24 protein-coding genes are annotated in these 25,389 nt (G+C 66.0%); 13 read left to right on the top strand and 11 right to left on the bottom strand.

The annotated features are described in order from the left end of the window. The first annotated feature begins 71 nt into the window (after positions 1–71). Entirely contained in the window at positions 72–2,561 is a 2,490-nt protein-coding gene (locus M5E06_RS06190) for a hybrid sensor histidine kinase/response regulator (RefSeq protein WP_252137532.1), read from the top strand. Positions 2,562–2,580: 19 nt separating this feature from the next. Here M5E06_RS06190 and M5E06_RS06185 read toward each other — a convergent pair whose 3' ends face one another. The 6 genes from M5E06_RS06185 to M5E06_RS06160 all read right to left on the bottom strand — a co-directional run bounded on the left by M5E06_RS06185 (position 2,581) and on the right by M5E06_RS06160 (position 8,383). Further along, complete coding sequence (locus M5E06_RS06185) at positions 2,581–3,471, bottom strand: VOC family protein (protein ID WP_252137531.1); 891 nt, start codon at positions 3,469–3,471, stop codon at positions 2,581–2,583. A 109-nt stretch (positions 3,472–3,580) separates the two neighbouring features. Beyond that, on the bottom strand, positions 3,581–4,507 hold the full coding sequence (locus M5E06_RS06180) for an electron transfer flavoprotein subunit alpha/FixB family protein (protein WP_252137530.1): 927 nt from the start codon (positions 4,505–4,507) through the stop codon (positions 3,581–3,583). A 187-nt stretch (positions 4,508–4,694) separates the two neighbouring features. After that, complete coding sequence (locus M5E06_RS06175) at positions 4,695–5,444, bottom strand: electron transfer flavoprotein subunit beta/FixA family protein (RefSeq protein ID WP_252137529.1); 750 nt, start codon at positions 5,442–5,444, stop codon at positions 4,695–4,697. 39 nt (positions 5,445–5,483) lie between these two features. Further along, a complete protein-coding gene (locus M5E06_RS06170; protein WP_252137528.1) occupies positions 5,484–6,014 on the bottom strand; it encodes a thioesterase family protein in 531 nt (176 codons plus the stop codon). Between the two features lie 113 nt (positions 6,015–6,127). After that, positions 6,128–6,520, bottom strand: a complete 393-nt coding sequence (locus M5E06_RS06165; RefSeq protein ID WP_085089534.1) for a MerR family transcriptional regulator — start codon at positions 6,518–6,520, stop codon at positions 6,128–6,130. 114 nt (positions 6,521–6,634) lie between these two features. After that, complete coding sequence (locus M5E06_RS06160) at positions 6,635–8,383, bottom strand: long-chain-fatty-acid--CoA ligase (protein ID WP_252137527.1); 1,749 nt, start codon at positions 8,381–8,383, stop codon at positions 6,635–6,637. 171 nt (positions 8,384–8,554) lie between these two features. Here M5E06_RS06160 and M5E06_RS06155 point away from each other — a divergent pair, with 171 nt between their 5' ends. Genes M5E06_RS06155 through M5E06_RS06145 form a run of 3 tightly spaced genes read left to right on the top strand, consistent with a single transcriptional unit; the run spans position 8,555 to position 9,870 of the window. Continuing rightward, positions 8,555–8,857, top strand: coding sequence for an SCP2 sterol-binding domain-containing protein (locus M5E06_RS06155; RefSeq protein ID WP_085089532.1), 303 nt, complete (start codon positions 8,555–8,557; stop codon positions 8,855–8,857). Positions 8,858–8,907: 50 nt separating this feature from the next. After that, entirely contained in the window at positions 8,908–9,564 is a 657-nt protein-coding gene (locus M5E06_RS06150; protein WP_252137526.1) for a DUF6134 family protein, read from the top strand. Between the two features lie 21 nt (positions 9,565–9,585). Continuing rightward, a complete protein-coding gene (locus M5E06_RS06145; protein ID WP_042702619.1) occupies positions 9,586–9,870 on the top strand; it encodes a DUF1488 family protein in 285 nt (94 codons plus the stop codon). 9 nt (positions 9,871–9,879) lie between these two features. Here M5E06_RS06145 and M5E06_RS06140 read toward each other — a convergent pair whose 3' ends face one another. Further along, complete coding sequence (locus tag M5E06_RS06140; protein WP_109152872.1) at positions 9,880–10,371, bottom strand: flavin reductase family protein; 492 nt, start codon at positions 10,369–10,371, stop codon at positions 9,880–9,882. Between the two features lie 309 nt (positions 10,372–10,680). Between M5E06_RS06140 and M5E06_RS06135 the strand changes: the two genes are divergently transcribed. The 6 genes from M5E06_RS06135 (at position 10,681) to M5E06_RS06110 (ending at position 17,908) form a co-directional block, all read left to right on the top strand. After that, a complete protein-coding gene (locus M5E06_RS06135) occupies positions 10,681–11,826 on the top strand; it encodes a flagellar motor protein MotB (RefSeq protein WP_252137525.1) in 1,146 nt (381 codons plus the stop codon). A 288-nt stretch (positions 11,827–12,114) separates the two neighbouring features. Continuing rightward, positions 12,115–13,497 carry a circularly permuted type 2 ATP-grasp protein gene (locus M5E06_RS06130; protein WP_252137524.1) on the top strand — a complete coding sequence of 461 codons (1,383 nt, stop codon included), beginning with the start codon at positions 12,115–12,117 and terminating at the stop codon, positions 13,495–13,497. Continuing rightward, the gene (locus M5E06_RS06125) at positions 13,494–14,471 is read left to right on the top strand and encodes an alpha-E domain-containing protein (protein WP_136705708.1); all 978 of its coding nucleotides are present in this window, start codon (positions 13,494–13,496) and stop codon (positions 14,469–14,471) included. The genes M5E06_RS06130 and M5E06_RS06125 overlap by 4 nt, the downstream gene beginning before the upstream one ends. Before the next feature lie 69 nt (positions 14,472–14,540). Then, on the top strand, positions 14,541–15,290 hold the full coding sequence (locus tag M5E06_RS06120; RefSeq protein WP_109152880.1) for an arginyltransferase: 750 nt from the start codon (positions 14,541–14,543) through the stop codon (positions 15,288–15,290). Between the two features lie 585 nt (positions 15,291–15,875). Continuing rightward, positions 15,876–16,376, top strand: coding sequence for a TRAP transporter small permease subunit (locus M5E06_RS06115; RefSeq protein ID WP_247870813.1), 501 nt, complete (start codon positions 15,876–15,878; stop codon positions 16,374–16,376). 20 nt (positions 16,377–16,396) lie between these two features. Next, on the top strand, positions 16,397–17,908 hold the full coding sequence (locus tag M5E06_RS06110; protein WP_252137523.1) for a TRAP transporter large permease: 1,512 nt from the start codon (positions 16,397–16,399) through the stop codon (positions 17,906–17,908). 87 nt (positions 17,909–17,995) lie between these two features. Here the strand turns inward: M5E06_RS06110 and M5E06_RS06105 are convergent, their stop codons facing one another. From M5E06_RS06105 to metC, 4 genes are all read right to left on the bottom strand, one after another. Then, entirely contained in the window at positions 17,996–18,493 is a 498-nt protein-coding gene (locus tag M5E06_RS06105) for a PRC-barrel domain-containing protein (RefSeq protein ID WP_247871147.1), read from the bottom strand. A gap of 124 nt (positions 18,494–18,617) precedes the next feature. Continuing rightward, positions 18,618–19,301 (bottom strand): calcium-binding protein, encoded by a 684-nt coding sequence (locus M5E06_RS06100; protein ID WP_252137522.1) that lies wholly within the window; start codon positions 19,299–19,301, stop codon positions 18,618–18,620. A 559-nt stretch (positions 19,302–19,860) separates the two neighbouring features. Next, complete coding sequence (gene hisI / locus M5E06_RS06095; RefSeq protein ID WP_252137521.1) at positions 19,861–20,295, bottom strand: phosphoribosyl-AMP cyclohydrolase; 435 nt, start codon at positions 20,293–20,295, stop codon at positions 19,861–19,863. A gap of 29 nt (positions 20,296–20,324) precedes the next feature. Next, on the bottom strand, positions 20,325–21,503 hold the full coding sequence (gene metC / locus M5E06_RS06090) for a cystathionine beta-lyase (protein WP_109152864.1): 1,179 nt from the start codon (positions 21,501–21,503) through the stop codon (positions 20,325–20,327). A gap of 326 nt (positions 21,504–21,829) precedes the next feature. Here metC and M5E06_RS06085 point away from each other — a divergent pair, with 326 nt between their 5' ends. The 3 genes from M5E06_RS06085 (at position 21,830) to M5E06_RS06075 (ending at position 25,371) form a co-directional block, all read left to right on the top strand. Then, on the top strand, positions 21,830–22,849 hold the full coding sequence (locus tag M5E06_RS06085; RefSeq protein WP_252137520.1) for an amino acid ABC transporter substrate-binding protein: 1,020 nt from the start codon (positions 21,830–21,832) through the stop codon (positions 22,847–22,849). A gap of 210 nt (positions 22,850–23,059) precedes the next feature. Beyond that, on the top strand, positions 23,060–24,259 hold the full coding sequence (locus M5E06_RS06080; protein ID WP_252137519.1) for an amino acid ABC transporter permease: 1,200 nt from the start codon (positions 23,060–23,062) through the stop codon (positions 24,257–24,259). 5 nt (positions 24,260–24,264) lie between these two features. Beyond that, positions 24,265–25,371 carry an amino acid ABC transporter permease gene (locus M5E06_RS06075; RefSeq protein WP_252137518.1) on the top strand — a complete coding sequence of 369 codons (1,107 nt, stop codon included), beginning with the start codon at positions 24,265–24,267 and terminating at the stop codon, positions 25,369–25,371. The last annotated feature ends 18 nt before the right edge of the window (positions 25,372–25,389 follow it).

Raw genomic sequence — 25,389 nt, 5'->3', positions numbered from 1 at the left:
TCCGCCTGCCTGCGTCCGCTTTCACGCCGAAGGACGCGGCCGGCGGACGATCCACTGCGTTCGGGGTATACGTGAAGCGGGCGCTCTGGCTTTTTTCCGGTTTCGGCGGGCGGCTGGTCCTGCCCGCTCTGGCGGTCGCGCTGGCCATCGCCGCCCTTTGGTGGATTCTGCTCGACCGTCTGCATCGGGAAGAGCGGCTGCTCGACCAGACGGCTCATGAAAAGACTGCCGTCGTCGCCCGTCTGGTTGGGGAGCATGCGGTTTCCACCTTCCGCCGGGTCGACGACCTGCTGCTGGACCTGATCGCCAACACCGAACGCAACCGCGCCATGCGCCTGGATTCCCGCCGCGCCTTCGAAGAGGGGCTGGTGGTGGGCGTCCGCGTCTATGACGCCTCGGGCCTGCTGACCATGGGCGGGGGACGGGCCACCTTCCAGGGGTCCATCACCGACCGCGACGAGTTCCGCATTGCCCGTGACAGCGCGCCGCGCGGGCTGGTGATCGGCATCCCCTATGCCTCGTCGGAGACGCATGACCTGATCATCCCGGTGTCACGCCGGCTGGAGAACGCCGACGGTACCTTCGCCGGCATCGCCGTCGCCGACATTCCGGTCGAATCCTTCATCCGCTATTACCGTGTGCTTGGCCTGCCGCCGGACGGCGCTGCTGCGCTGCTGCGCTCCGACGGTGTCATCATCGCCCGCAGCGGCGGAATGAACGCGGCATCGAGCCGCGATTCAGCCAACAGTGAGCTTTGGCAGGCGATCAGGCAGCATCCCGTCGGCCATATGCGCATGACCAGCCCGATCGACGGGGTGGAGCGGATCACCGCCTTCCGGTCGACTCCCGACTATCCGGTGATCGCGGTCGTCGGCGAATCGGTGGAGACGGTGTTCGGTCCCTGGCGCGACAATGCCCGCCTCTACATCGGCTGGGCGGTCGCCACCACCGTGGTGATCCTGCTGTTCGTCATCGCTTTCATCGTCGAACTGCAATGGCGCCGCCACACCGACCGGGCGTTGCGGGTGCGCAACCGGGCGCTGGCCTGGAGCAACGACGGCATAATGATCGCCGACGCCACCCAGCCGGGCATGCCCATCGTCTATGTCAATCCGGCGCTGGAAGAGCTGCTGGGCGCGCCGATCTCCGCCCTGATGGGCAGCGGCGCCCTGACCGCGCTGGAGCGGGCGACGAACGACCGGGCGGCCCTGCAGCCGTTGCGTGACGCCATCGTCGTCGGCCGGGACGCGCGGGTGGAACTGACCCGTCCCGGCCTTGTCCCGGACGGTGCGGACCCGCAAGGGCCGCGGTGCCTGGAGTTGAGCGCATCGCCGGTGCGCGATCACGACAACCGTCTGGTCAGCCTGATCGCCACCGTCCGCGACATTTCCGAGCACAAGCGGGCGCAGGCCGCGCTGACGGAAGCTCGGCGGGAGGCCGACGTTGCGAACGTCGCGAAGTCGAAATTCCTGGCGGCGGCCAGCCACGATCTGCGCCAGCCGGTGCAGTCGCTGATGCTGCTGATGGAGGTGCTGTCCACCCGCGTCAGCGACGGCATGACCCGCAATGTCCTGGGCACCATGGATCGGGCGCTGGGCGCCCTGAAGATGCTGCTGGACGGGCTGCTCGACGTCTCCCGGCTGGAGGCCGGGGCGGTGGTGCCGGAGGTGGAGGTGTTTCCGCTGCAGGAGGTGATGGACCGCGTGGCCGCCAACAGCCGCTCCGTCGCCGTCCAGAAGGGGCTGATCCTGCACATCGTGCCGTGCAGTGCCCATGTCCGCAGCGATCCGATGCTGTTGGGCCGCATCCTGCAGAATCTGGTGGAGAACGCGCTGCGCTACACCGACAAGGGGCGCATCCTGATCGGCTGCCGCCGTCGGGGCGGCATGCTGCGGATCGAGGTGTGGGACACCGGCATCGGCATTCCCGCCGACCAGCAGGAGGACATCTTCCAGGAGTTCGTGCAGGTCGGCAATCCCAGCCGCAACCGCGACCGGGGCCTTGGACTCGGTCTGGCGGTGGTGCGGCGGCTGTCGGCGATGCTCGACCATCAGGTCACGGTGCGGTCCACCCCCGGCGAGGGATCCGTCTTCACCGTGGATCTGCCGATCGCCGACGCTCCGGCGGCCAAGGCCGTGCCCGCTCCGCTGGCGCCCCTGCCGGCCTTCGCCACCACGGTGCTGGTGATCGAGGACGACGGAATCGTGCGCGAAGGGCTGCGCGCCATGCTGGAGGAGTGGGGCTATATCGTCCTGGCGGCCGAATCCTGCAGCGAGGCGCTCGACCTTGCCCATCGCGGGCCGGCTCCCGACCTGATCGTCGCCGATTACCGTCTGCGCGACGGTCGTACCGGAACCGAGGCGATCCGCGAGGTCCGGCTGGCGCTTGGCCGTATCCTGCCCGGCATCCTGGTCACCGGCGACACCGCTCCCGCCCGCGCGCAGGAAGCGGAGGCCGGCAATTTCCGCGTCATGCACAAGCCGGTGATCGCCTCCGACCTGCGGCGCGCGGTGGCCGAGGCGCTGGAGCCGCTTCTGCGCGAACGCCAGACGGTGGCCTGATCCGGCTCCCCGTGGGCCGTCAGGGGATCAGGCTGTTCAGGTCGAAATCCTGCGCGAAGGCGATCATGGCGCCGCAGGCGCTGGCCGACCCGACCCGCATCACGCCTTCGCCGACCACCGTCGGGAACTTGCTCTTCTGCAAAGCCTGCTGGGTCTTGACCGGATCGGCGACGCGCAGCACGAAGCCGGCGAAGAAGGGCAGGGCGACGGTGGCGAAGGCCGGGTCGGCGGTCCAGGCCCAATTCAGCCGGTCCGGCGTGGCGACCAGCACCGGGACCTGACCGTCGCCGCTCCCTGCCGGTTCCACCACGCGCGCGGAACCGCGGTCGGTGACGGTGCCGCCCAGCAGCTTGGCATAGGTCGCGGCGACCTCATCGGGATCGGCGGCGGCGATCACCAGCGCTTCCAGACCGGTGGCGCCGTTGGCGTGCGTCAGCTGGTCGGGGCGCCAGACCAGATCGGGCGTGTGGTGCTGGCACAGGAAGACGCGGCCGGCCGGGGTGGCGGCCGGGTCGATCTGGGTAATGGTGAAGTTGGCGTCGCGGCTGCCGCCGGGCAGGTCCACCGGGCGGCCGAAATCGACGGGTTCCGACACCGGAAAGCCGGCGGCGGTCAGCGGCCCAACGGCGGCGCGGGCGTCCGGCGTCTTCAGCGCGACGGCGGCGATGCCCTCGCGCTGGCGCAGGAAGGCGGCGTAATGGGCATTGGCCGGCCGCTGTTCCTCGATGCCCAGCAGTTCCAAATAGGTGCCGTTCGGGAACAGGATGGTGTGGTTGGCCGACTTCAGCTGGGTGTGGTGGCCGCGTGGCGTCACGGTGAAGCCGAGCCGGGTATAGGCGTCGCGCGCCGCGTCCAGGTCGCGGGTGGCGATGACCAGATGGTCCAGTCCGGTGATGCCGTCGATGCTCATGGCGTCCTGCCGCTGTCGGGTTGCTGTGCCGCCAGCGATAGAACAGCCGGCCCGCCGCGGCAAGCGTGAAGCGGCCGGGCCTGGTCTCGCGGGAGGCCCGGCCCAGCGGTCACAACGCCTGCCGCAGCTCCGGCACAGCCTTGAACAGGTCGGCGACGAGGCCGTAATCGGCGACCTGGAAGATCGGCGCCTCCTCGTCCTTGTTGATGGCGACGATCACCTTGCTGTCCTTCATGCCGGCGAGGTGCTGGATCGCACCAGAGATGCCGACGGCGATGTACAGCTCCGGCGCCACGATCTTGCCGGTCTGCCCGACCTGATAGTCGTTCGGCACGAAACCCGCGTCCACGGCGGCGCGCGAGGCACCCACTGCGGCACCCAGCTTGTCGGCCAGAGCCTCCAGCATCGGGAAGTTGTCGCCCGATTGCATGCCGCGCCCACCGGAGATGACGATGCGGGCGGCGGTCAGCTCCGGACGCTCCGACTTGGTCAGCTCGGCTGAGACGAAGCTCGACAGGGCGGGATCGGCCACGGCGGCGACGCTCTCGACCGGCGCGCTGTTGGTGGCTGCCGCCGCTTCGAAGGCGGTGGTGCGGACGGTGACGATTTTCACCACATCGGCCGACTGAACCGTGGCGATGGCGTTGCCGGCGTAGATCGGCCGCTCGAACGTATCCGAAGAGACCACGGCGGTGATGTCGGAGATCATCGCCACGTCGAGCAAGGCGGCAACGCGCGGCAGCACGTTCTTGCCCACCGAGGTGGCGGCGGCGAGCACATGGCTGTAGCCGGAGGCGAGCGAGACCAGCAGCGCCGCGACCGGTTCGGCCAGCGCGTACTCATAGGCGGCATCGTCGGCCAGCAGCACCTTGGCGACGCCAGCCAGCTTGGCGGCCTGCTCGGCGGCCGGGGCGGCGTTGCGGCCGGCGACGAGGACATGTACGTCGCTGCCCAGCTTGGCGGCGGCGGTCACCGCGTGGGCGGTGGCGGGCTTGAGGCTGGCGTTGTCGTGGTCGGCGAGGATCAGGATGGGCATGGGACGGGTCCTTGGTTGGCGGGTGGTGAGGGGTTGGCTTCGAATGCCCCCTCCCTAACCCTCCCCCGCTTCGCGGGAGAGGGGACTGCCGCCGCTTCGCGAATAACTCACGTCGGCAAGCGTCCTACCCCCTCTCCCGCCAAGGGCGGGGGAGGGATGGGGAGGGGGCACCCGGTACAACCAGTCCTCAGATCACCCGTGCCTCGTTCTTCAGCTTGTCGACCAGCGTGGCGACGTCCGGCACCTTGATGCCGGCCTGGCGCTTGGCCGGCTCGGTGACCTTCAGCGTGGTCAGGCGCGGAACGACATCAACACCCAGGGCGTCCGGGGCGACGGTCTCCAGCGGCTTCTTCTTCGCCTTCATGATGTTCGGCAGCGAAGCGTAACGCGGCTCGTTCAGGCGCAGGTCGGCGGTGACCACCGCCGGCAGCTTCAGCTCCACCGTCTCCAGGCCGCCGTCGATCTCGCGCGTCACCGCGACCTTGCCGTCACCGGCGACGATCTTCGACGCGAAGGTACCCTGGCCCCAGCCGAGCAGGGCGGCCAGCATCTGGCCGGTCTGGTTGCAGTCGTCGTCGATCGCCTGCTTGCCGAGGATCACCATCCCCGGCGCTTCCTTCTCGACCAGCGCCTTCAGCACCTTGGCGACGGCGAGCGGCTCGGTCGTCACGTCGGTCTGCACCAGGATGGCGCGGTCTGCCCCCATGGCGAGAGCGGTGCGCAGGGTTTCCTGGGCCTGTGCCGGGCCGACGGAGACCACGACGATCTCGGTCGCCGTGCCGGCCTCCTTCAGGCGCACGGCTTCTTCGACGGCGATCTCGTCGAAGGGGTTCATGCTCATCTTCACGTTGGCGGTCTCGACGCCGCTGCCATCCGCCTTGACGCGGATCTTCACGTTATAGTCGACGACCCGCTTCACGGGCACCAGCACCTTCATGACGGCGTGTCTCCTCTCGAATGGTGTTCTTGTAACTGTTCAGGCGGCGGCGGACAGGATCTGCCCGCGCAAGGCTGCGACCGCATCGGGGATCGGCGGGGAGGCGGCGGTGGTCCCGAGCGCCGCCAGGACCTCGGCCGGCGCGACCACTCCCCCGGAGCCGACGAAGGCGCCCTGAACGACGGCCAGTGCCGCCAGTCCGCCGCGTGTTTCCATGCGGTGTTCGATGAAGATGTATTTGTCGTCCCAGCACAGCACACGGCTGACCAGGGTGAATTTCTGCAAGGGCCGCAGCGAACGGCGGTAGCGGATCGTCGCCCCGCCCAGCACCGGCTGCCAGCGGTTGCGCAGGATCGCCGGCCCCAGACCGACGCGGATCATCAGGTCGGTGCGACCCAGATCCATCACGCTGAAATAGCGTGCGTTGGTCATGTGCAGGTTGATGTCCAGGTCGGTCGGCCAGACCCGGAAACGCAGTGCCGACGGCTCCAGCAATCCGGCGCGTCGACCGCGCCACGCGGCAAAGATGGCGGCGGCGGCGACCGCCAGCAGGCGGAAGATCAGGTTCATCGCCCATCTCCCGCCTTGAAGGCATCGCAGGCCGCCCGCGGATGTCGCTGTCCCATCATGCTCCGATCTCCCCCCTCAGCAGGCTGACCGGTGCACGACGGGCGCCCGACCGGTCAGCTGTCCTTCGCGGCGGTCTTCAGCTCCGCCAGGGTGTTGTTGACCTGCTCTTCGATGTCGCGCAGCTCCTGCACGGTGGCTTCCAGATCCTCGCGCTGCTGGGCGAGGTCCTTCAGCCGCTTCTGCACCCGCTTCAACAGGTTCTTCTGCTGCTCGACCCCGCCATTGACGTTGTAGAGGTCGAGATACTCGCGGATTTCCGCCAGCGAGAAGCCCAGGCGCTTGCCCCGTAGGATCAGCTTCAGCCGGGCGCGGTCGCGCTTGGTGTAGACCCGGTTGTTGCCGACGCGGTTCGGCGCCAGCAGTCCCTTGACCTCGTAGAAGCGCAGAGCCCGCGGAGTGATGCCCAGCTCCTCCGCAAGCTGGTTGACCGTGTAGAGCTGTTCCATCCCTGGGAAGACCTTTTGTTTGCGTTTGGCACAATGCGTCTTCCGTTTGGTAGCACAGCTGCCGTGGCGTGATAAGGCTTCCCTTTACGTCCGGGTCAACGCAGTGACTTCGGGTCATCCTCCGTTCGATAGGGCCTGCTGCGCTTCGGCGATCAGTTCCTTCTTCGAAAGCTTGCCGACGGCGGTCTTCGGCAGTTCCTCGCGGAACTCGATGGCCGTCGGCATCTCGATGCGGGAGATCTTGTCGCGCAGGAAGTCGCGCAGAGCCTCCACCGTCAGGCTGGCTCCCGGCTTCAACTGCACGAAAGCCTTCGGCGTCTGGCCGCGGTAATCGTCGGGCAGGCCGATGACGCAGGCGGCGACCACGTCGGGATGCTGGTAGATCGCTTCTTCGATCATGCGCGGATAGACGTTGTATCCGCTGCAGATGATGAGGTCCTTCAGCCGGTCGAGCAGGAAGACGTAGCCGTCCTCGTCCATCGTCCCGACATCGCCGGTCAGCAGGAAGCCGTCGACCACCGTGCGGTCGCTTTCCTCCGCCCGGCCCCAATAGCCGGCCATGACGTTGGGTCCGGAAATCGCCACCTGCCCCTTCTCGCCGATGCCAAGCTTGCGGGTCGGGTCCTCCAGGTCGCGGATCTCGATGGCGATTCCGGGCAGCGGCAGGCCGATGGAGCCCTCCTTGTTGACGCCCTTCAGCGGGTTGGCGGCGCAGACGGGAGAGGCTTCCGACAGGCCGTAGCCTTCGATCAGGACGCAGCCGGTCGCCGTCTCGAACTGGCGCTTCAACTCCATCGGCAGCGGCGCCCCGCCGGAGATGCAGTAGCGGATCGAGGTCATCGGATAGCGGGCGACCTGCGGGTGGCCCAGCAGCGCCTTGTACATGGTGGGCACGCCGGGGACGAGGGTCGGCTTGCGCTTGGCGATGGTCTTCAGCACCTGCTCCGTCTCGAAGCGCGGCAGCATGATCAGCTCGGCTCCGCAGGCCAGCCCCATGTTCAGCACCACGGTCATGGCGAAGACATGGAAGAAGGGCAGGACGGCCAGCACCCGCTCCTGGCCCAGCGCCACCTCGGGGAACCAGGCCTGAACCTGCCGCGCGTTGGACAGCAGGTTGTGATGGGTCAGCATCGCGCCCTTGGGCACGCCAGTGGTGCCGCCGGTGTATTGCAGCACGGCGACGTCGCGCAGTCCGTCGATCCGCACCGGGCGCAGCGTTCCGTCATTGGCGAGAAGGCTGTCGAAATCGACATGGCGGTCGTCGCGCGGCACGGCGGCGAGTTCCCCGCGCTTCAGCACGCTGAACAGAGCCTTCTTCACCACCGGCAGGATCGATGCCATGCGGCAGACGACGATCCGCTTCATCGGCGTGCGCGCCAGCATCGCCGCGACGCGCGGATAGATCTGCTTCAGGTCCAGCGTCACCATGATCTCGGTCTGCGAGTCGGTGATCTGGTGTTCCAACTCCCGCTCGACATAGAGCGGGTTGTAGTTGACGACGGTCCCGCCGGCCTTCAGCACCGCGAAATAGGAGATGACGTAGGCTGGACAGTTGGGCAGGCACAGCCCCACCCGCACCCCCGGGCCGACGCCCAGATCCTGAAAGCCGCGGGCGGCGCGGTTCACCAGAGCCAGGACCTCGGCGTAGGTGTAGCAGCGGCCCATGAAGTCCAGGCAGGGGCGGTCGGCATAGCGTCCGGCCGCCTCCTCGAACAGCATGTGCAGCGGCATCGGCGCGAAATGCTGGTCCCAGGCGATTCCCTTGGGGTAGTGCGTCAGCCAGGGATGGGTGGTGCCATTGGCGGCGGCGCCATTGGCATTGGTGGTCGGCGGATTGGCGCTCTGCGCAAGCGGCTCGGGCATGGTTCGCTCCCCTTGGCGGTGGCGCGTTCCGGATCACCTGACGGCCGGCACCGAACGGCGGCATCGACAAGCGGCGGGCGTCTGAAACGCTTTCGTTATGACGTTGACGTAAACGTAATGCGCGCCTACTGTCAAGACCAGTCCTACGAACAATCCTGAGGGCACGCTTTCATGGTCGACGACATTCTGCAGGAACTGCGCAGCCGCAGCGGCGATCTCCGCTCGCTCAACGCCTCGGTCCGCTTCCTGCTGGGCAAGGAGGGCGAGGTGATCCGGGTCGATGGCCGCGCCAGCCCGATCAGCATCAGCCGCGACGATGCCGAATCCGACTGCACCATCCGCATTTCGCCGGAAAACCTGCAAAAGCTCATCAACGGCAAGCTGAACCCGATGCTGGCCTTCACCATGGGCAAGCTGAAGGTCGAAGGCTCAATGGGCGTCGCGATGAAGCTGGCTCAACTGCTGGACGACTGACGCAGCGGCCGCAAGAGCCGCCAACCACACCCAACCGGGAGGAAACGAAGATGACGACGATGCGCACCAAATGCGCCACCCTGTCGGCTGCCCTGATGGCGGCCACGCTGTTGACCGGCCTGCCGGGTGCGGCGTCTGCCCAGGGGACAGCGCGCTCGCTGACCTACCAGATCCTGATGGGCGAGGACCCCATCGGCACCGAACAGGTGAAGATCGAACCGCAGGGCGACCGCACCAAGGTCACCGTCACCGCCACCACGCGGGTGAAGGTGCTGTTCATCAACTTCCGCTACGACCACAAGCGGGAGGAGATGTGGAAGGGCGGCGTTCTGGAATCGATGACTACCACCACCGACGACGACGGCACCCCGCACAAGATCGACATGGCGCGCGATGCCGGCGGTTACCGGCTGGTGGTGGACGGCAAGCCGCAGCAGGCACCGGCAGGCGCCCTGCCGCTGACGCTGTGGACGACGGACGTGCTGAAGCACCGCGAGCTTCTGTCGGTGATCGACGCGGCCCCCTACAAGGTGGCTACGCGCAAGATCGGGGCGGAGACGGTGGAGGCCGGCGGCAAGGCGATGGAGGCCGCCCACCACCGCATCGAGGGCGATGTGGAACGCGACCTGTGGTATGCGGCGGACGGCACGCTGCTGAAGACGCGCTTCAAACGCAGCGGCTATGATATCACCTATGTCCTGAAGTGATTTCTGCTGATTGAGGACCCGATGCCCATCTTCCTGTTTCCCGACGACCCCTTCTGGAACGAGGAGGCCGACGCCGTGGAGTTCGCGGTGCAGGTCGGGGAATATCAGGGTCGGGTCTTCGTCACCCGCCGCACCCTGCAGGGCATCGTCGGCCACACGCCGAAGCCGGACGAGGCGGTTCAGCAGGTGTGCATGAACCGCCCCCTGTTCGAACGGGCGACCGAACAGCGCATCATGGCCCGCGCGCTCGATCCCGATGCCAACATCCACCTGACCGGCCGCGACCTTCACCGCGCGGCCGGCTGAACAGAAGACTCAGCGGAGATGGGCGTAGCGGCCGCGGAAATACAGCAGCGGGTCGCCATCCTCGCGTGAGGTCAGATTGCGGACGCGGCCCAGCACGATGATGTGGTCGCCGCCGTCCAGCAGATGCTCGCGGTCGCATTCCAGCGTGGCGAGGCAGCCGGTCAGCAGGCGGACGCCGCCGCGGCCGGTGGTGGTCTCCAGCCCGGCCCAGCGCTCCTGCAGGTCGCGGCGGGAGAAGCGGTTGGACAGTTCCTCCTGGTCGGACGCGAGGATGTTCACCGCGAAATGCGGCGCGATGTTGAACGCCTCGAACGACATCGCGGCACGGCCCAGGCAGAACTGCACCAGCGGCGGATCGAGCGACACGGACGAGAAGGAGTTCACCGTCACCCCCAGCGGCAGCCCGTCGGGCGCGATGGTGGTGATGACGGCGATCCCGGTGGCGAAGCAGCCGAGGGCGGAACGGAACGCAAGCGGGTCGATCGGCTGTTCGGTGGTCATGACGTCCTGTGGTGTGGGCCGAAGTGGAGGGGCATGCGGAGAAGAGGGCAGGGGACCCGTGAAAGGCCCCCGGAGTGGCCGAAGATGACACTGAAAGTAGGAAATACCGCGAATTAATCCAGCACGCCATCCGGTGCAAGCCGCATCTCCGCCCCGTCTCCGTCGCATCCCTAGTGGCGGCAACGTCGTTAAACGGATCTTAATCAAACCCGGTCAAGGTTTTGCCGCGGCGGACGGCCGCCGCATCCACCGCGGCGCCGCGCGCGGAAATCGGCCTTCGGGCCTCGAACCATTCGCCACGGCCAGGGCATGAGCGGGAATTCCGGCGGCGACGAGCGGCCAATCATCATCAAGAAGAAGAAGGGCGGGCATGGCGGCCACCATGGTGGCGCGTGGAAGGTGGCCTATGCCGACTTCGTGACCGCGATGATGGCCTTTTTCCTGCTGCTGTGGCTGTTGAACGTCACCACCTCGGACCAGCGCAAGGGCATCGCCGACTATTTCTCGCCCGTATCGGTCAGCCGCGAACAGTCGGGCTCCGGCGGTATGCTGGGCGGCAAGACCATCACGGTGCCGGGCGCGCAGATCTCCCCCAGTTCGCCGATGTCGGCCGACGTGCCGGTGTCGGGTCCGCCCGGCTATTCATCGCAGCAGACCGACGATGCCGACGATCCGACCGAATCGGCCGTCGGGCCCGGACAGGGGACCGGCCCTGGAAAATCGGGCAAGGACGCCGCCGCCAATGGTGCGTCGGATGCCGACGTCGCCGACCAGAAGCCGAGCGAGACCCGGGCCGAGTTCCAGAAGCGGATGGAGGAGATGGCCAAGCAGCTGGGCATCCCCGGCCAGAAGCCTGGCGAGAAGCTGTCCGACTTCGGCGAGCGGGTGAAGGAGGCGATGGACAGCCTGCAGGGCGCGGCCAAGGAAGCCCGCCAGTTCCAGCAGGCGGCCACCGAGATCCGTCAGGCCATCCAGTCGGTGCCGGAACTGGAGCCGCTCGCCCAGAATCTGATGATCGACCAGACGCCGGAAGGCCTGCGAATCCAGATCGTCGACCAGGACCGCGTGTCGATGTTCCCCGGCGGCTCCGGCCAGATGTATCCGCAGACCCGCCAGCTGGTGCAGCAGGTGGCGAAGGCGCTGTCGAAGCTGCCCAACAAGCTGTCGATCAGCGGCCATACCGATTCCACGCCGTTCCCGGCCGGGTCCGGCCGCGACAACTGGGATCTGTCGACCGAGCGCGCCAACGCCACCCGCCGCGCCCTGCAGGCCGGCGGCATCGACCCGTCGCGAATCCAGGATGTCGTCGGCAAGGCCGACCGCGACCCACTTGTCGCCGATCAGCCCAACAGCCCGCGCAACCGCCGCATCACCATGGTCCTGCTGCGCGAGACCCAGGCGGCACCCGCGGCCGGTGGCCAGTCCGGCGGCGGCGCTCCCACCAAAGCACGATAAGTCTTCGGTGCCGCCGGTACTTTGGCGCTAATTTCCGGAATCGCCTGCGTCCGAATTCTTGCTTTGTCATTGCGTCGCACAACGGCGCGCGCGTTTGCCCTGTTCAAAGCGCGCGGCGATGGGTCATACTTCCTGCACAATGCGACATGGCCGGGGCGATGCCGCCCGGCCCGCGATGATCGGTCAGATACAAGCGCGGGGGAGTCTGTGAGCGTACCCGAGAGCAAACCGTCCGACCTTTTGTCATCCTACAATCCTGGTCTGTACTTCGACGAATTGTTCGGAGCCATGGATTTGCCGGCCGAACATACGGCGCTGATCCGCCAGAGGCTGGCCGCGCTCGACTTCGATGAATTGCGCCGCCGTGCGCAGGATGCGGAGCGGGAACTCTACAATCTCGGCATCACCTTCATCGTCTATTCCGACAAGGACGCCGTCGATCGCATTCTGCCGTTCGACGTCATCCCGCGGGTGATCTCCGCACCGGAATGGAAGCATCTGGAGGCGGGCGTCACGCAGCGGGTCGCCGCGCTGAACCTGTTCCTGCACGACATCTATCACGACCAGAAGATCCTGAAGGACGGGGTGATCCCGCGGGATCTGGTCGAGGGGAACCACAATTTCCGCCCGCAGATGATCGGGCTGGACGTTCCCTTCAACACCTACATCCACATCATGGGCACCGATCTGGTGCGCGACCGCCATGGCACCTTCCGCGTGCTGGAGGACAATGGCCGCGTTCCGTCCGGCGTCTCCTATGTCGTGGAGAACCGCCATATGATGCAGCGGGTCTTCCCCGACCTGATGCAGGACATCGGCATCCGCCCGGTGGACAATTACGGCCACAAGCTGCTCGACGCCATGATGGAGATCGCGCCGGTCGACGATCCCCAGGTGGTGCTGCTGTCGCCGGGCACCTATAACTCAGCCTATTTCGAGCACATCTTCCTGGCGCGCGAGATGGGCGTGCCGCTGGTGGAAGGGCGCGATCTGGTGGTGGACAACGACCGCGTCTTCATGAAGACGACCAACGGCCTCGCTCCGGTCCATTCCATCTACCGCCGGCTGGACGACGCCTTCCTCGATCCCAGGGCCTTCAACCCCGACAGTCTGCTGGGCGTTCCCGGCATCCTGGAGGCCTACCGCAAGGGCAACGTGGCGCTGGCCAACGCCATCGGCACCGGTGTGGCCGACGACAAGGCGGTCTACTGCTATGTCCCGCGGATGATCAAATACTACCTGGACCAGGACCCGATCATTCCCAACGTCGACACCCGCATCTGCCGCGAGCCGGACGCCCTGCAATACACGCTCGACAATCTGGCCGATCTGGTGGTGAAGCCGGTGGGCGAGGCCGGCGGCTACGGCATCACCATCGGCCCGCGCGCCAGCAAGGCGGAACTGGAGGATTGCCGGGCCAAGCTGCTGGCCGATCCGTCCAACTACATCAGCCAGCCGGTGGTCGACCTGTCGGTCTGCCCGACCGTCTGCGACGACGCCATCGAGCCGCGCCACGTCGATCTGCGCCCCTTCGCCATCACCGGCAAGAGCACCTGGGTCCTGCCCGGCGGCCTGTCGCGCGTTGCGCTGAAGAAGGGCACGCTGATCGTCAATTCGTCCCAGGGCGGCGGCTCCAAGGACACCTGGGTTCTGGAAGGTGGTGCGGCATGAACCTGCTGTCCCGTTACGCCGAGTGCATTTTCTGGATGGCCCGCTACATGGAACGGGCCGAGAATCTGGCCCGCATCCTGGACGTGCACGAAACCTTCGCGCGCGACACCCGCGGGGCCACCAACTGGTTCTCCATCGTCCAGCTGAACGCCGACGAGAAGGACTTCTTCAGCCGCCATGACCGCCCGACGGCGGAGGCGGTGATCCACTATTACATGTTCGACGGGCAGAACCAGAATTCGCTGCTGTCGATGCTGCGGATGGCGCGGGAGAATGCGCGGACGCTGCGCCCCTGGATCTCGACCGAGATGTGGACGCAGATCAACGTGTTCCACAACAAGCTGCTGGAGATGTCGGTCAAGGACGTGGCGGCGCAGAACCTGTCCAAGGTGTGCACCTGGATCAAGGAGGAATGCCAGACCCACACCGGCATCACCGAGGGCACCTTCTACCGCGACCAGGGCTGGTACTTCTACCAGATGGGCAAGTATATCGAGCGGGCGGACCAGACCACGCGCCTGCTCGACATCAAGTACCACACGCTGCTGCCGTCGCCGGCCGAGGTCGGGTCCACGCTGGACGTCAGCCAATGGACGACGGTCCTGCGCTGCACCGCCGGTTACCACGCCTTCCGTCGCGTCTATCCCCGCGGCATGTCGCCGACCACGGTTGCCGGCTTCATGCTGTTCAACGAGGGATTTCCGCGTTCCGTCGTGATGTGCGTGCGGCAGATCGACGGGGTGCTGACGCGGATGCGCTCGCGCTACGACCTGCGCGGCGGCTCGGCGGCGATGGAGCGGGTGGACGAGCTGCTGGCCGCGCTGCTGTCCCGTCCGATCGACGCGGTGCTGCGTGACGGCCTGCACGAATATCTCGACTGGATACAGCTGCAACTGAGCGTCGTGACCACGGAAATCGCACAAGCCTTCTTCGGTGCTCAGCCTCCTCTGGCAGTTCAGAGCCAGTCGCAGTAAGCTCTGGTCCGGCGGAGGGGATCACGCTCCTCCGCCTCCTCCTCACTGTCGTGGTGGTTGTCGGTCAGAATGTCGGTCATCCAGCCGCCGCAGCGTCCATTGCAGCAATTCTTCCGGTCGGGGCCGATGCCCTGCCCCTATCTGCCCGGACGTGTTGAACGCAAGCTGTTCACCCGCCTGATCGGTCCCTTCGCGACCGAGGTGAATTCGACCCTGTCACGCGCCGGCTTCCGCCGCAGCCACGACATCGTCTATCGCCCGGTCTGCCCCAACTGCCAGGCTTGCGTGCCGGTGCGCGTGCCGGTCGCGGAGTTCGTGCCGACCCGGTCGCAGCGCCGGGTGCTGAAGCTGAATGAAGGGGTGACGCTGGCGGAGCGCCCGGCTTACGCCACGTCGGAGCAGTACCGGCTGTTCGCGCTCTACCAGAACTCCCGCCATGGCGATTCCGACATGGCCCGGATGGCGATGGGCGATTTCGCCGCCATGGTGGACGAGGGCAGGGCGGACACCAACCTGCTGGAGGCGCGCGACGAGCGCGGACAGCTGGTCGGCTGCATGCTGACCGACCGGCTGTCGGACGGCTATTCGGCGGTCTACAGCTTCTACGACGCGGCGCAGGACCGCCGCAGCCTGGGCACCTTCATGATCCTGGGCCTGATCGAACGGGCGCGGCTGGCCGGCATGCCCTATGTCTATCTCGGCTATTGGATCGCCCACAGCCGCAAGATGGCCTACAAGGCGAAGTTCCATCCGCTGGAATGCCTGGGCGAGGACGGCTGGCGCCCGGCCGGGATCGCGCAGGATGGAGACGGGGAGTAGAAGCATCGTCGCCGCCCCGTCGACGATGCTTCCTCTTGCAGATGATGCCTGCACTCGGGCGGTACTGATGTTGCTCCCGAACCGCTCGGTTTGCCGGTGCATCGATCTTGCCGGTGCATCGACATTGTCTGCCGGGACAGTTGACGCCGGTATCCCAGGCGTGCCCGGTGGCGTTGCGTGCCTTGCCTGCCGGACGTAGCAGCAGAACGCGCTGATCCTTCCATACCTTAACGATGGCAACGATTGCAGTGGTGTGGCCGATGCCGGTGATCGCCGTTGATCGACGCCGACTGGCCCAAGCACATGGCGGGTGGTCGCAGACGCTGCGATTTGCAACGCATTCCGCGCCATCCGCCTACGGGATTCTACGTAGCTCCAACGTAGCCCTTGCCGCTGGGGGGCGGGAAAGGAATAGTCCCGTCCAATCATATCTTTTGGTATACCCTCCAATCGAGAGAGGGTTGCGACCTGTCGCGCGTGCGCGGCTGCAACAAAAGCAAAAGGGGACGGCTGAAGCCGCGCCCCCGCAACAGGGAGGTTTCTCCTTTGAGAGGTCTGCTCAGACTAAGTGGGCTGATCGATGCCATGAACGAAGGCATCGGCAAGCTCGCCTACTGGCTCGTGCTGGTCGCCGTCGTCGTCAGCGCCGTCAACGCAGTGGTCCGCTACGGGCTGAACACCAGCTCCAATGCGTGGCTGGAGCTGCAATGGTATCTGTTCTCGGGCGTGTTCCTGCTGTGCGCCGGCTATACCTTCCTGCGCAACGAACACATCCGCATCGACATCGTGCTGGGCCGCTTTTCCAAGCGGGTGCAGGCCTGGGTCGACATCTTCGGCATCATCTTCTTCATGTTCCCGATGACGCTCCTGATCATGGTGCTGTCGTGGCCCATGTTCATGGACAGCTTCGTGACCAATGAGATGTCGAGCGATGCCGGCGGCCTGATCCGCTGGCCCGTGAAGCTTCTGGTCCCGGTCGGCTTCTTCCTGCTCACCGCGCAGGGCGTCTCCGAACTGATCAAGCGCGTCGCCTTTCTCACCGGTCATCGTGACGAGCCGGGCGAGAAGATGCACAGCCATTCCTAAGGACCGGGAGCGCCCCCCAGATGGTCGAGTTCGTAACCGCCAACATGGCGCCGCTGATGTTCGGCGCGCTGGTGTTCTTCCTGTTGATGGGTTTCCCGGTCGCCTTCGCATTGGCCGCGAACGGTCTGGCGTTCGGTCTGATCGGCATCGAGCTGGGTCTGCTGACCCCGGCGCTGTTGCAGGCGCTGCCGGAACGCGTGTTCGGCATCATGCGCAACGACACGCTGCTGGCTATCCCCTTCTTCACCTTCATGGGCCTGATTCTTGAACGATCGGGTATGGCCGAGGATCTGCTCGATACCATCGGGCAGTTGTTCGGTCCGGTCCGCGGCGGTCTGGCCTATGCGGTGATCTTCGTCGGCGCGCTGCTGGCGGCGACGACCGGCGTGGTCGCGGCCTCGGTCATCTCCATGGGCCTGATCTCGCTGCCGATCATGCTGCGCTACGGCTATGACCGTCGTATCGCGTCAGGCGTCATCGCCGCGTCGGGCACGCTGGCCCAGATCATCCCGCCGTCGCTGGTGCTGATCGTTCTGGCCGACCAGCTCGGCCGCTCGGTTGGCGACATGTATGCCGGCGCACTGATCCCCGGTCTCGTGCTGACCGGCCTTTATACCGGTTACATTCTGCTCACCAGTATCATCAAGCCGGAGATGGTGCCGGCCCTGCCGCTGGAAGCCCGCACGCTGCGCGGTTGGAAGCTTCTGCTGCGCGTCATCACCTCGCTGGTGCCGCCGCTGGTGCTGATCTTCCTGGTTCTGGGCACGATCTTCATCGGCATCGCCACCCCGACGGAGGGTGGCGCCATGGGCGCGGCCGGCGCCCTCCTGCTGGCGCTCGCAAAGCGGCAGCTGAGCTGGAGCCTGATGCGTCAGGCGATGGACTCCACGGCCAAGCTGTCATCCTTCGTGGTGTTCATCCTGATCGGTTCGACCGTGTTCGGTCTGGTGTTCCGCGCGGTGAACGGCGACCTGTGGGTGGAGCATCTGCTGATCAGCCTGCCGGGCGGCGAACTTGGCTTCCTGATCGTCTGCAACATCCTGGTCTTCGTCCTGGCCTTCTTCCTCGATTTCTTCGAGCTGGCTTTCATCATCGTCCCCCTGCTGGGGCCGGTGGCGGACAAGCTGGGCATCGACCTGATTTGGTTCGGCGTGCTGCTGGGCGTCAACATGCAGACCAGCTTCATGCATCCGCCCTTCGGCTTCGCGCTGTTCTTCCTGCGGTCGGTGGCACCGAAGACCGACTATATCGACAAGATCACCGGGAAGAAGATTGCGAAGATCACCACCGGCCAGATCTATTGGGGTGCGGTTCCCTTCGTCTTCATCCAGATCATCATGGTCGCCCTCGTCATCTCCTTCCCGCAGCTGGTCGATGCCGGCCGCGATAAGGGACCGAAGATCAATCTGGACGACGTGAAGATCGAAATTCCGGCCTTCGACAACCAGGAAGTGGCTCCGCCCTTCGGCGCACCGGCGCAGCCTGAGTCGAACCCGAACGACGACATCATGAAGCAGCTGCAGGGCAAGTGACGCCTGTCGTCACCAAGCCTGGACAAGCAAAAGGGGGCCGGTTCATCCGGCCCCTTTCTTGTTGATGCGTGTTCGGTTGGGAAAGGGTCAGCGTGACTTGGTGGCACCGGCCCAGTTGGTCGGCGCGGTTCCGGAAGAGGGAAGAGCCCCGCCGCTGCCAAGGGAAACCATGCGGTCGCTTCCGGCGATGGGCGGCAGGGCGGCGAATTCCTCCGCCGTCATGCCGGTCAGGATCACGGCCTGACGATTGCGGGCGTAGCGCAGGTTGTCGCTGCCGACCATCACCTTGTGCTCGTTCGGGAAGCGCGGGGCGCCAACGGTGACGATCGCCTGTTCCACCCGGTTTGTCGGCCCGATCACGAGATCGCTGACGTTGCCGAGGATCCGGCGGCCGTCCGGCGTCTGCACGGTCAATCCGACGAGTTCCACCGGTGGCTTGGTCGCTACCTCCGCCGATGGGACGCCGCCCATGTCGGAACTGGCGCAGGCGCCCAATGCCAGAACCGGCAGGGCCAGAACCGGCAGGATGGCCAGAGCCGACAGGCTGGGGAGGGGCATGCGCAGGGAAAGGCGGCGGTGATCCATCGGTCTTGGCCCTTTTGCTGACGGCGCGGAACTGTGCGTCCCTAGAACAGCACGAGCATGGCCGGAGGTCCCGCGCGCCGAAGGGGTGACCCCATCGTCGGCGGAAGACCTCCATCGGGACGGGTCAGGTGAAGATGAAGTCGTGGGCGGCACTCAGGCCGATCTGGTCCACCGTCAGCGACGAGCCGTCGGTGAAGGTGAAGACCGAATTCGAGCCATTGGTCGTCATCGCCATCTCCCACGCGGCGTAGCCGTGGAACTCGATCTGGTCGATCCCCTTCTCGAAATAGTTGATGGTGTCGTGGCCGAAGCCGCCGGTGGCCCGCTCCATCAGGAAACGGTCGACTTGACCGTCGGTGTAGCTGACCATCAGGTCGTCGCCGGTGCCCGGCTGAAACAGGTCGGCGCCGCCGTCGCGATAGCTGTCGTACAGCGTGTCGTTGCCGGCACCGCCGATCATGGTGTCGTCGCCGCGCATCCCCTTGACGATGTCGTCGCCGGTGCCGCCGTTCAGCCAGTCGTTGCCGTCGCCGCCGAACAGCTGGTCGTTGCCGGCATCGCCCCACATCGAATCGTTACCGGCCTCGTTGCCGCCATAGGGATCGCCGAGCCAGTCGTTGCCGTCGCCGCCATGAAGCTGGTCGTTGCCCAGCCCGCCTATCAGCGAGTCATTGCCGCGTTCGCCATACAGCTGATCGTTACCGCCGGCGCCGTTGACGCGGTCGTCGCCATCCAGACCGTCGAGCCGGTCGTCATAGGCGGTGCCGGTCATGGCGTCGTTGTTCGAAGTCCCCCAAAACTGGCGCATGGCGTCTCTCCATCAGTGCCGTTAACGTGCTGTTAACGATTAACCAGATGTTAACCATGAGGCCCGGGCGGTCGAAAAGCGATAAAGGGGCAGTACAAACGGGACAGGGAGAGATGACACAGATAATCGAAGCTTAATTGGATTTATGGTCTTTAATGTTTCTTTATTCGACGTATTTGTGATCCAAAGCGGGATCTTTCTGTGACGGAACGGAGACTTTGCTGCTCCTATGGGCAGGTCCAGGCCGGCGGAAGGGCACAGGGGCGCCGGCCGAAGGCGATGCGCGGACGGGGAGGGCAGTAGGCCGCAGGCAAAAGCACTGTCGGAACGGATCGTCCGAAAGAGGATCGGCGGCGCAAATGTGCATTCCGCTGTCCACGATTGCGGATCCGGCGGTGTGCGCAAAAAATTACCGGGCGTCCAAAGGAACGCCCGGTGCAGTCATATACAGGGAGGGTTAGAGACAAGAAGCTGTGTATACCTTTCGGCGCGGGTGCTGCTTTGATGTGGATCAAGAAATCCGGCAGCGGCGTCGAACCGCGTCTTCATCGCCTCCCGCTCAGCCGTGGCTGTGCGAATGCCCGCCATAGAGAATGGACGGATCGGTTTCGACCTCCTGGATCGTTTCCAGCTTTCCCGCCCGCCAAGCCCGATAGAAGCAGCTGCGCCGGCCGGTGTGGCAGGCGACGCCGTCCTGTTCGACGATGAGCAGCAGCGTGTCGCCGTCGCAATCCACCCGGAAATCCTTCAGCCGCTGGACCTGCCCGGAGGTCTCGCCCTTGCGCCACAGTCCGCCGCGCGACCGCGACCAATAGCAGACGCGGCCGGTTGACAAGGTCTCCACCACCGCATCGCGGTTCATCCAGGCCATCATCAGGATTTCGCCGCTGCCCTCGGCCTGGGCGATTGCCGGCACCAGCCCGTCGGCGGTGAAGCGGATGGCGGCCAGCACCTCGTCAAAGGGGCCGGCATCGATCGACGGCGTGTCCGTCATGGCAAATCACTCCTTCACAGGCCCGCGGCTCAGAGGGCGGCGGCCATCCGGCGGAAGCCGGCCTCGAGATCGCGGATCAGGTCGTCGGGGCTTTCCAGACCGGCATGCAGGCGCAGGACCTGTCCCGGATCGGTCCAGCGGGTGGCGGAGCGCACGGCCGCCGGCCGCGTCGGCAGGATCAGGCTTTCGAACCCGCCCCAGCTGTAGCCCATGCCGAACAGCTCCATGCCGTCCAGCATCGCCGCCAGGGCCTTGCGCGGCACCTGGTTGATGATGATGGAGAACAGGCCGCTCGATCCGGTGAAGTCGCGCTTCCACAGCTCGTGACCGGGGAAGTCGGGGCGGGCGGGGTGCAGCACGCGCGTCACCTCCGGCCGGGCGGCCAGCCAGTCGGCGAGCGCCAGCGCGCTTTCCTGATGCTGGCGCATCCGCACCGACAGGGTGCGCAGGCCGCGCAGGCCGAGATAAAGGTCGTCCGGCCCGCCGCAGACGCCGAAGCGGGTGGCGGTCTTCTTCACCGCGGTCCAGCTTTCCTCGTCCCGGCAGGTGACCACGCCCAGCATCGCGTCGGCATGGCCGACCATATATTTGGTCGCGGCATGGATCGACAGGTCGACGCCGTGGTCGAAGGGGCGGAAGAACAGCGGCGTCGCCCAGGTGTTGTCGATCATCACCGTGGCGCCGACCTTTTTGGCCGCGGCGGCGATGGCCGGCACGTCCTGCACCTCGAAGGTCAGCGAGCCCGGCGATTCGAGGAAGACCACGCTGGTGTTCGGCCGCAGCAGTGCCGAGATGCCGGCGCCGATGCAGGGATCGTAGAACTCGACCTCCACCCCATAGGGCGCCAGCGTCTCCTTGGCGAAGCGGCGGGTGGGGCCATAGGCGCTGTCGGTGATCAGCACATGGTCACCGGCCTTGGTGAAGGCCGACAGCGCGATGGCGATGGCGGCGAGGCCCGAGCCGGTGTTCACCGACTTGTAGCCGCCCTCCAGCGCCGCCGCCGCCTCTTCGAAGGCGAAGGTGGTGGGGGTGCCCATGCGGCCGTAATGCACGCCTTCCAGCGTGTTGCGGTCGCTTTCCTCCAGCGCGTCCAGCGTCGGGAACAGCACGGTGGAGCAGTGATAGACCGGCGGATTGACGATGCCGTGGTTGTTCCGCGGATCGCGGCCGGCATGAACGAGAATCGTGTCCTGCGTGACGTCCTTCATCGACTGTCCGTTTGGCTGGTGCGGCGTTCCGGTGCGGCGGAGCCGAACATTGTGTCATTCCGAAGGCCCTGCGGCCAACACCGATTGCGCCGAAGTGCCGTCAGCGGGCGGTATAGTCTGGTATCACCACAAATGCACGGATGATTCGACAAGCGGGATCAAGTTGATACACTCTTGTCCCACGCGCATGGCTGCGTCGCGATCCCCACAGGGGCGGCCCGTCGGGGCTACCTCAGGCTCCCCGGGGATCACATGGCCGGCGTGGTCGGCGCGTCGTCAGACCGCTCAAATGCGAAGAACGCAAGAACAGGGTGGAGTTAATAATTATGAAGTCAGGGCTTCTCGCCGCCGCCGCGGCGGCTGTGGTCATTACCGCCAGCGCCGCCGCCGGTGCTGCCACGCTGGACACCATCAAGCAGCGCGGCTTCGTGCAGTGCGGCGTCAATGCCGGCCTGCCGGGTTTCGGCAACCCCGATAGCGCCGGCAACTGGACCGGCCTCGACGTCGATTACTGCCGTGCCGTCGCCGTCGCCATCTTCAACGACCCGAACAAGGTCAAGTTCACCCCGCTGTCGGCGCAGCAGCGCTTCCCGGCCATCCAGTCGGGCGAGGTCGACCTGCTGTCGCGCAACACCACCGCCACGCTGACCCGCGACACCTCGGTCGGCCTGAACTTCGCCCCCGTCACCTATTATGACGGCCAGGGCTTCATGGTTCCGAAGAAGCTGGGCGTGAAGAGCGCCAAGGAACTGAACGGCGCCACCGTCTGCGTCCAGTCCGGCACCACCACCGAACTGAACCTCGCCGACTATTTCCGCGCCAACAACATGACCTACAACCCGGTCGTCATCGAGTCGAACGACGAGGTGAACGCCGCTTACTTCGCCGGCCGCTGCGACGTGCTGACGACCGACGTGTCTGGTCTGGCCGGCACCCGCGCCGGTGTCGCGCCGGTTCCGGAAGACCATGTCATTCTGCCGGAAGTCATCTCCAAGGAGCCGCTGGCCCCGGCCGTGCGCCATGGCGACGACCAGTGGTTCGACATCGTGAAGTGGACGGTCTACGCCACCATCCAGGCGGAAGAGTTCGGCATCAACTCCAAGAACATCGACGAGTTCGCCAACTCCAAGAACCCGGACGTCCAGCGCTTTCTCGGCACCTCGCCGGGCATGGGCAAGGCTCTGGGCCTGGACGAGAAGTGGGCCTACAACGTCGTGAAGAAGGTCGGCAACTACGGCGAGATCTTCGACCGCAACGTCGGCCCGGGCACCCCGCTGAAGCTGGAGCGCGGCCTGAACGCGCTCTGGACCAAGGGCGGCCTGATGTACGCGCAGCCGTTCCGGTAAGGCAGACCACCGTTTGAAGGCCGCCCGTCGGGAACCTGCCGGGGGCGGCCTTCCGGTAGAGGAGCGGTCGCGAAGGGCGTCAGCGAAACGCCCGCGCAACTGGCCGCATTGGGAGACATGTCGCTTCCCCTACGGTGTGGAAATTGCCCGGAAAATGTCCGGGACCGCGTGGGCACCGTATGGGGCGCGATGGTTGGGGGAGAGTAGTCCGTGGCGACCGAGACCCGGACCACCCAAGGCGCTCCGCCGCCGGGTGGCGTATCCATTTCCCTCAGCGACCCGACGTTCCGTGCGATCGTCTACCAGATCCTGGTGGTCGGCGCGGTCGTTCTGGTCGGCTGGTTCCTTATTTCCAACACGCTCGACAACCTCGCGCGGCGCTCGATCGCGACCGGTTACGATTTCCTGGGGCGTGAAGCGGCCTTCGGCATCGGCGAGTCGCTGATCGACTATTCGCCGAAGGATACCTATGGCCGGGCCTTCCTGGTCGGCGTGCTGAACACGTTGAAGGTGTCGGTCATCGGCATCATTCTTGCGACGATCATCGGCACGGTGATCGGCGTCGCCCGGCTGTCCAGCAACTGGCTGATCGCCAAGCTGGCCTCGACCTATGTCGAGATCGTGCGCAACATCCCGCCGCTGCTGCAGCTGTTCTTCTGGTACGCGCTGGTGTCGGACGGACTGCCGGCGGTACGCCAGGCGTTGAATCCGCTGCCGGGCGTGTTCCTGTCGCAGCGCGGCCTGCGCATTCCCGTTCCGGTCGCCGATCCGGTCTGGACCAACATGGGCATCGCCCTGCTGGTCGGCATCGCCGCCGCCTGGGGCGTGTCGCGCTGGGCCAAGGCGCGGCAGGCGCGCACCGGACAGCCCTTCCCCGCGGGGTGGGCCGGGCTGGGTCTGATCCTCGGCCTGCCGATCCTGACCTGGATCGCCGGCGGGGCGCCGATGGCGCTCGATATGCCGAAACTGGCCGGATTCAACTTCTCCGGCGGCGTCGCGATCTCGCCCGAGTTCTTCGCCATCCTCACCGGCCTGACGCTCTACACCGCGGCCTTCATCGCCGAGGTGGTGCGTAGCGGCATCACGGCGGTCAACTGGGGGCAGACCGAAGCGGCGCGCGCGCTGGGCCTGCCGAGCGGTCCGACGCTGCGCCTTGTGATCCTGCCGCAGGCGCTGCGGGTGATCGTGCCGCCGCTGACCAGCCAGTATCTGAACCTGATGAAGAACAGCTCGCTGGCGCTGGCCATCGGCTACCCCGATCTGGTGTCGATCGCCAACACGACCCTGAACCAGACCGGTCAGGCGATCGAAGGCGTGACGATGATCATGGGCACCTATCTGGTCATCAGCCTCAGCATCTCGATCTTCATGAACTGGTACAACAAGCGCATCGCGCTGGTGGAGCGGTAACGGCCATGACCGACAACGTGCAAAGCGTCGGCCTGCCGGACGAGCGTCCGCCGGCCAACACCGTCGGCCCCATCGCGTGGCTGCGGAGCAACCTGTTCAACACCTGGTACAACGCCATCCTGACCATTCTGGTCCTGGCGCTTCTGGTCTCGGCGATCCCGCCCTTCGTCGGATGGCTGCTGGTCAACGCGCATGGCTTCGATTCGAACTCCACGGTCTGCCGGCAGGATGCCGGCGGCGCCTGCTGGGGCTTCATCGGCGAGAAGCTGCGCTTCATCATGTTCGGCATGTTCCCGTGGGATGAGCAGTGGCGTCCGCTGCTGACCATCGGCGTGTTCATCGCGCTGCTGGTCGCCAGCTGCGACCGCCGCTTCTGGAAGCCTTGGTTCGGGCTGGTCTGGGCCGCCGGGCTGACGGTGGTGGCGATCCTGATGTGGGGCGGCGTCTTCGGCCTGACCTATGTCGAGAACACGCTGTGGGGCGGCCTGCCGCTGACCATCATCCTGTCGGTGGTCGGTCTGGCCGTCGCCTTTCCGGTGTCGATCCTGCTGGCTCTGGGCCGGCGGTCGGACATGCCGGCGGTGAAGGTGCTGTGCGTCACCTACATCGAACTGATCCGCGGCGTGCCGCTGATCAGCCTGCTGTTCATGGCGTCGGTGATGCTGCCGCTGTTCCTGCCGAACGGCGTTTCCGTCGACAAGCTGCTGCGTGCGCAGATCGCCTTCATCATGTTCGCCGCCGCCTATATGGCGGAAGCGATCCGCGGCGGCCTGCAGGCGATCCCGAAGGGGCAGTATGAGGCGGCGGACGGGCTGGGGCTCGGCTATTGGCAGAAGATGCGCAAGATCATCCTGCCGCAGGCGCTGGCCATCGCCATCCCGCCGCTGGTGAACACCTTCATCAGCTTCTTCAAGGACACCTCGCTCGTCATCATCATCGGCCTGTACGACCTGCTCGGCACCGCGAAGGCCGCGTTGTCCGACCCGTCCTGGCGCGGTTTCTACCGCGAGGCCTATCTGTTCATCGGCGTGATCTACTGGATCTTCTGCTTCAGCATGTCGAAATACAGCCAGAAGCTGGAACGCGACCTGAACCGTGGCCATCGCCGCTAGATCAACGCCGTCAAGGGA

The organism is Azospirillum sp. A1-3 (assembly GCF_023806445.1).
Lineage (GTDB): Bacteria > Pseudomonadota > Alphaproteobacteria > Azospirillales > Azospirillaceae > Azospirillum.
Note: the sequence above shows the minus strand (reverse complement) of the source record. Positions and strands in the feature narration are given on the sequence as shown.

Excerpts from the sequence above, each read along its gene's own strand:
- M5E06_RS06185 (WP_252137531.1), bottom strand. The coding sequence starts at position 3,471 with ATGAGCATCGACGGCATCACCGGACTGGACCATCTGGTCATCGCCACC.
- M5E06_RS06180 (WP_252137530.1), bottom strand. The coding sequence starts at position 4,507 with ATGCCCATCCTGATCCTCGCCGACCACGACAACGCCAGCCTCAAGCCC.
- M5E06_RS06175 (WP_252137529.1), bottom strand. The coding sequence starts at position 5,444 with ATGAAGGTGCTGGTGCCCGTGAAGCGGGTCGTCGACTATAACGTGAAG.
- M5E06_RS06170 (WP_252137528.1), bottom strand. The coding sequence starts at position 6,014 with ATGAACCTGATCTTCCGCCTGCTGGCGGTCGCCGCCGCCGCCATCTTT.
- M5E06_RS06165 (WP_085089534.1), bottom strand. The coding sequence starts at position 6,520 with ATGGAACAGCTCTACACGGTCAACCAGCTTGCGGAGGAGCTGGGCATC.
- M5E06_RS06160 (WP_252137527.1), bottom strand. The coding sequence starts at position 8,383 with ATGCCCGAGCCGCTTGCGCAGAGCGCCAATCCGCCGACCACCAATGCC.
- M5E06_RS06155 (WP_085089532.1), top strand. The coding sequence starts at position 8,555 with ATGGTCGACGACATTCTGCAGGAACTGCGCAGCCGCAGCGGCGATCTC.
- M5E06_RS06150 (WP_252137526.1), top strand. The coding sequence starts at position 8,908 with ATGACGACGATGCGCACCAAATGCGCCACCCTGTCGGCTGCCCTGATG.
- M5E06_RS06145 (WP_042702619.1), top strand. The coding sequence starts at position 9,586 with ATGCCCATCTTCCTGTTTCCCGACGACCCCTTCTGGAACGAGGAGGCC.
- M5E06_RS06140 (WP_109152872.1), bottom strand. The coding sequence starts at position 10,371 with ATGACCACCGAACAGCCGATCGACCCGCTTGCGTTCCGTTCCGCCCTC.
- M5E06_RS06135 (WP_252137525.1), top strand. The coding sequence starts at position 10,681 with ATGAGCGGGAATTCCGGCGGCGACGAGCGGCCAATCATCATCAAGAAG.
- M5E06_RS06130 (WP_252137524.1), top strand. The coding sequence starts at position 12,115 with ATGGATTTGCCGGCCGAACATACGGCGCTGATCCGCCAGAGGCTGGCC.
- M5E06_RS06125 (WP_136705708.1), top strand. The coding sequence starts at position 13,494 with ATGAACCTGCTGTCCCGTTACGCCGAGTGCATTTTCTGGATGGCCCGC.
- M5E06_RS06120 (WP_109152880.1), top strand. The coding sequence starts at position 14,541 with ATGTCGGTCATCCAGCCGCCGCAGCGTCCATTGCAGCAATTCTTCCGG.
- M5E06_RS06115 (WP_247870813.1), top strand. The coding sequence starts at position 15,876 with ATGAACGAAGGCATCGGCAAGCTCGCCTACTGGCTCGTGCTGGTCGCC.
- M5E06_RS06110 (WP_252137523.1), top strand. The coding sequence starts at position 16,397 with ATGGTCGAGTTCGTAACCGCCAACATGGCGCCGCTGATGTTCGGCGCG.
- M5E06_RS06105 (WP_247871147.1), bottom strand. The coding sequence starts at position 18,493 with ATGGATCACCGCCGCCTTTCCCTGCGCATGCCCCTCCCCAGCCTGTCG.
- M5E06_RS06100 (WP_252137522.1), bottom strand. The coding sequence starts at position 19,301 with ATGCGCCAGTTTTGGGGGACTTCGAACAACGACGCCATGACCGGCACC.
- hisI (WP_252137521.1), bottom strand. The coding sequence starts at position 20,295 with ATGACGGACACGCCGTCGATCGATGCCGGCCCCTTTGACGAGGTGCTG.
- metC (WP_109152864.1), bottom strand. The coding sequence starts at position 21,503 with ATGAAGGACGTCACGCAGGACACGATTCTCGTTCATGCCGGCCGCGAT.
- M5E06_RS06085 (WP_252137520.1), top strand. The coding sequence starts at position 21,830 with ATGAAGTCAGGGCTTCTCGCCGCCGCCGCGGCGGCTGTGGTCATTACC.
- M5E06_RS06075 (WP_252137518.1), top strand. The coding sequence starts at position 24,265 with ATGACCGACAACGTGCAAAGCGTCGGCCTGCCGGACGAGCGTCCGCCG.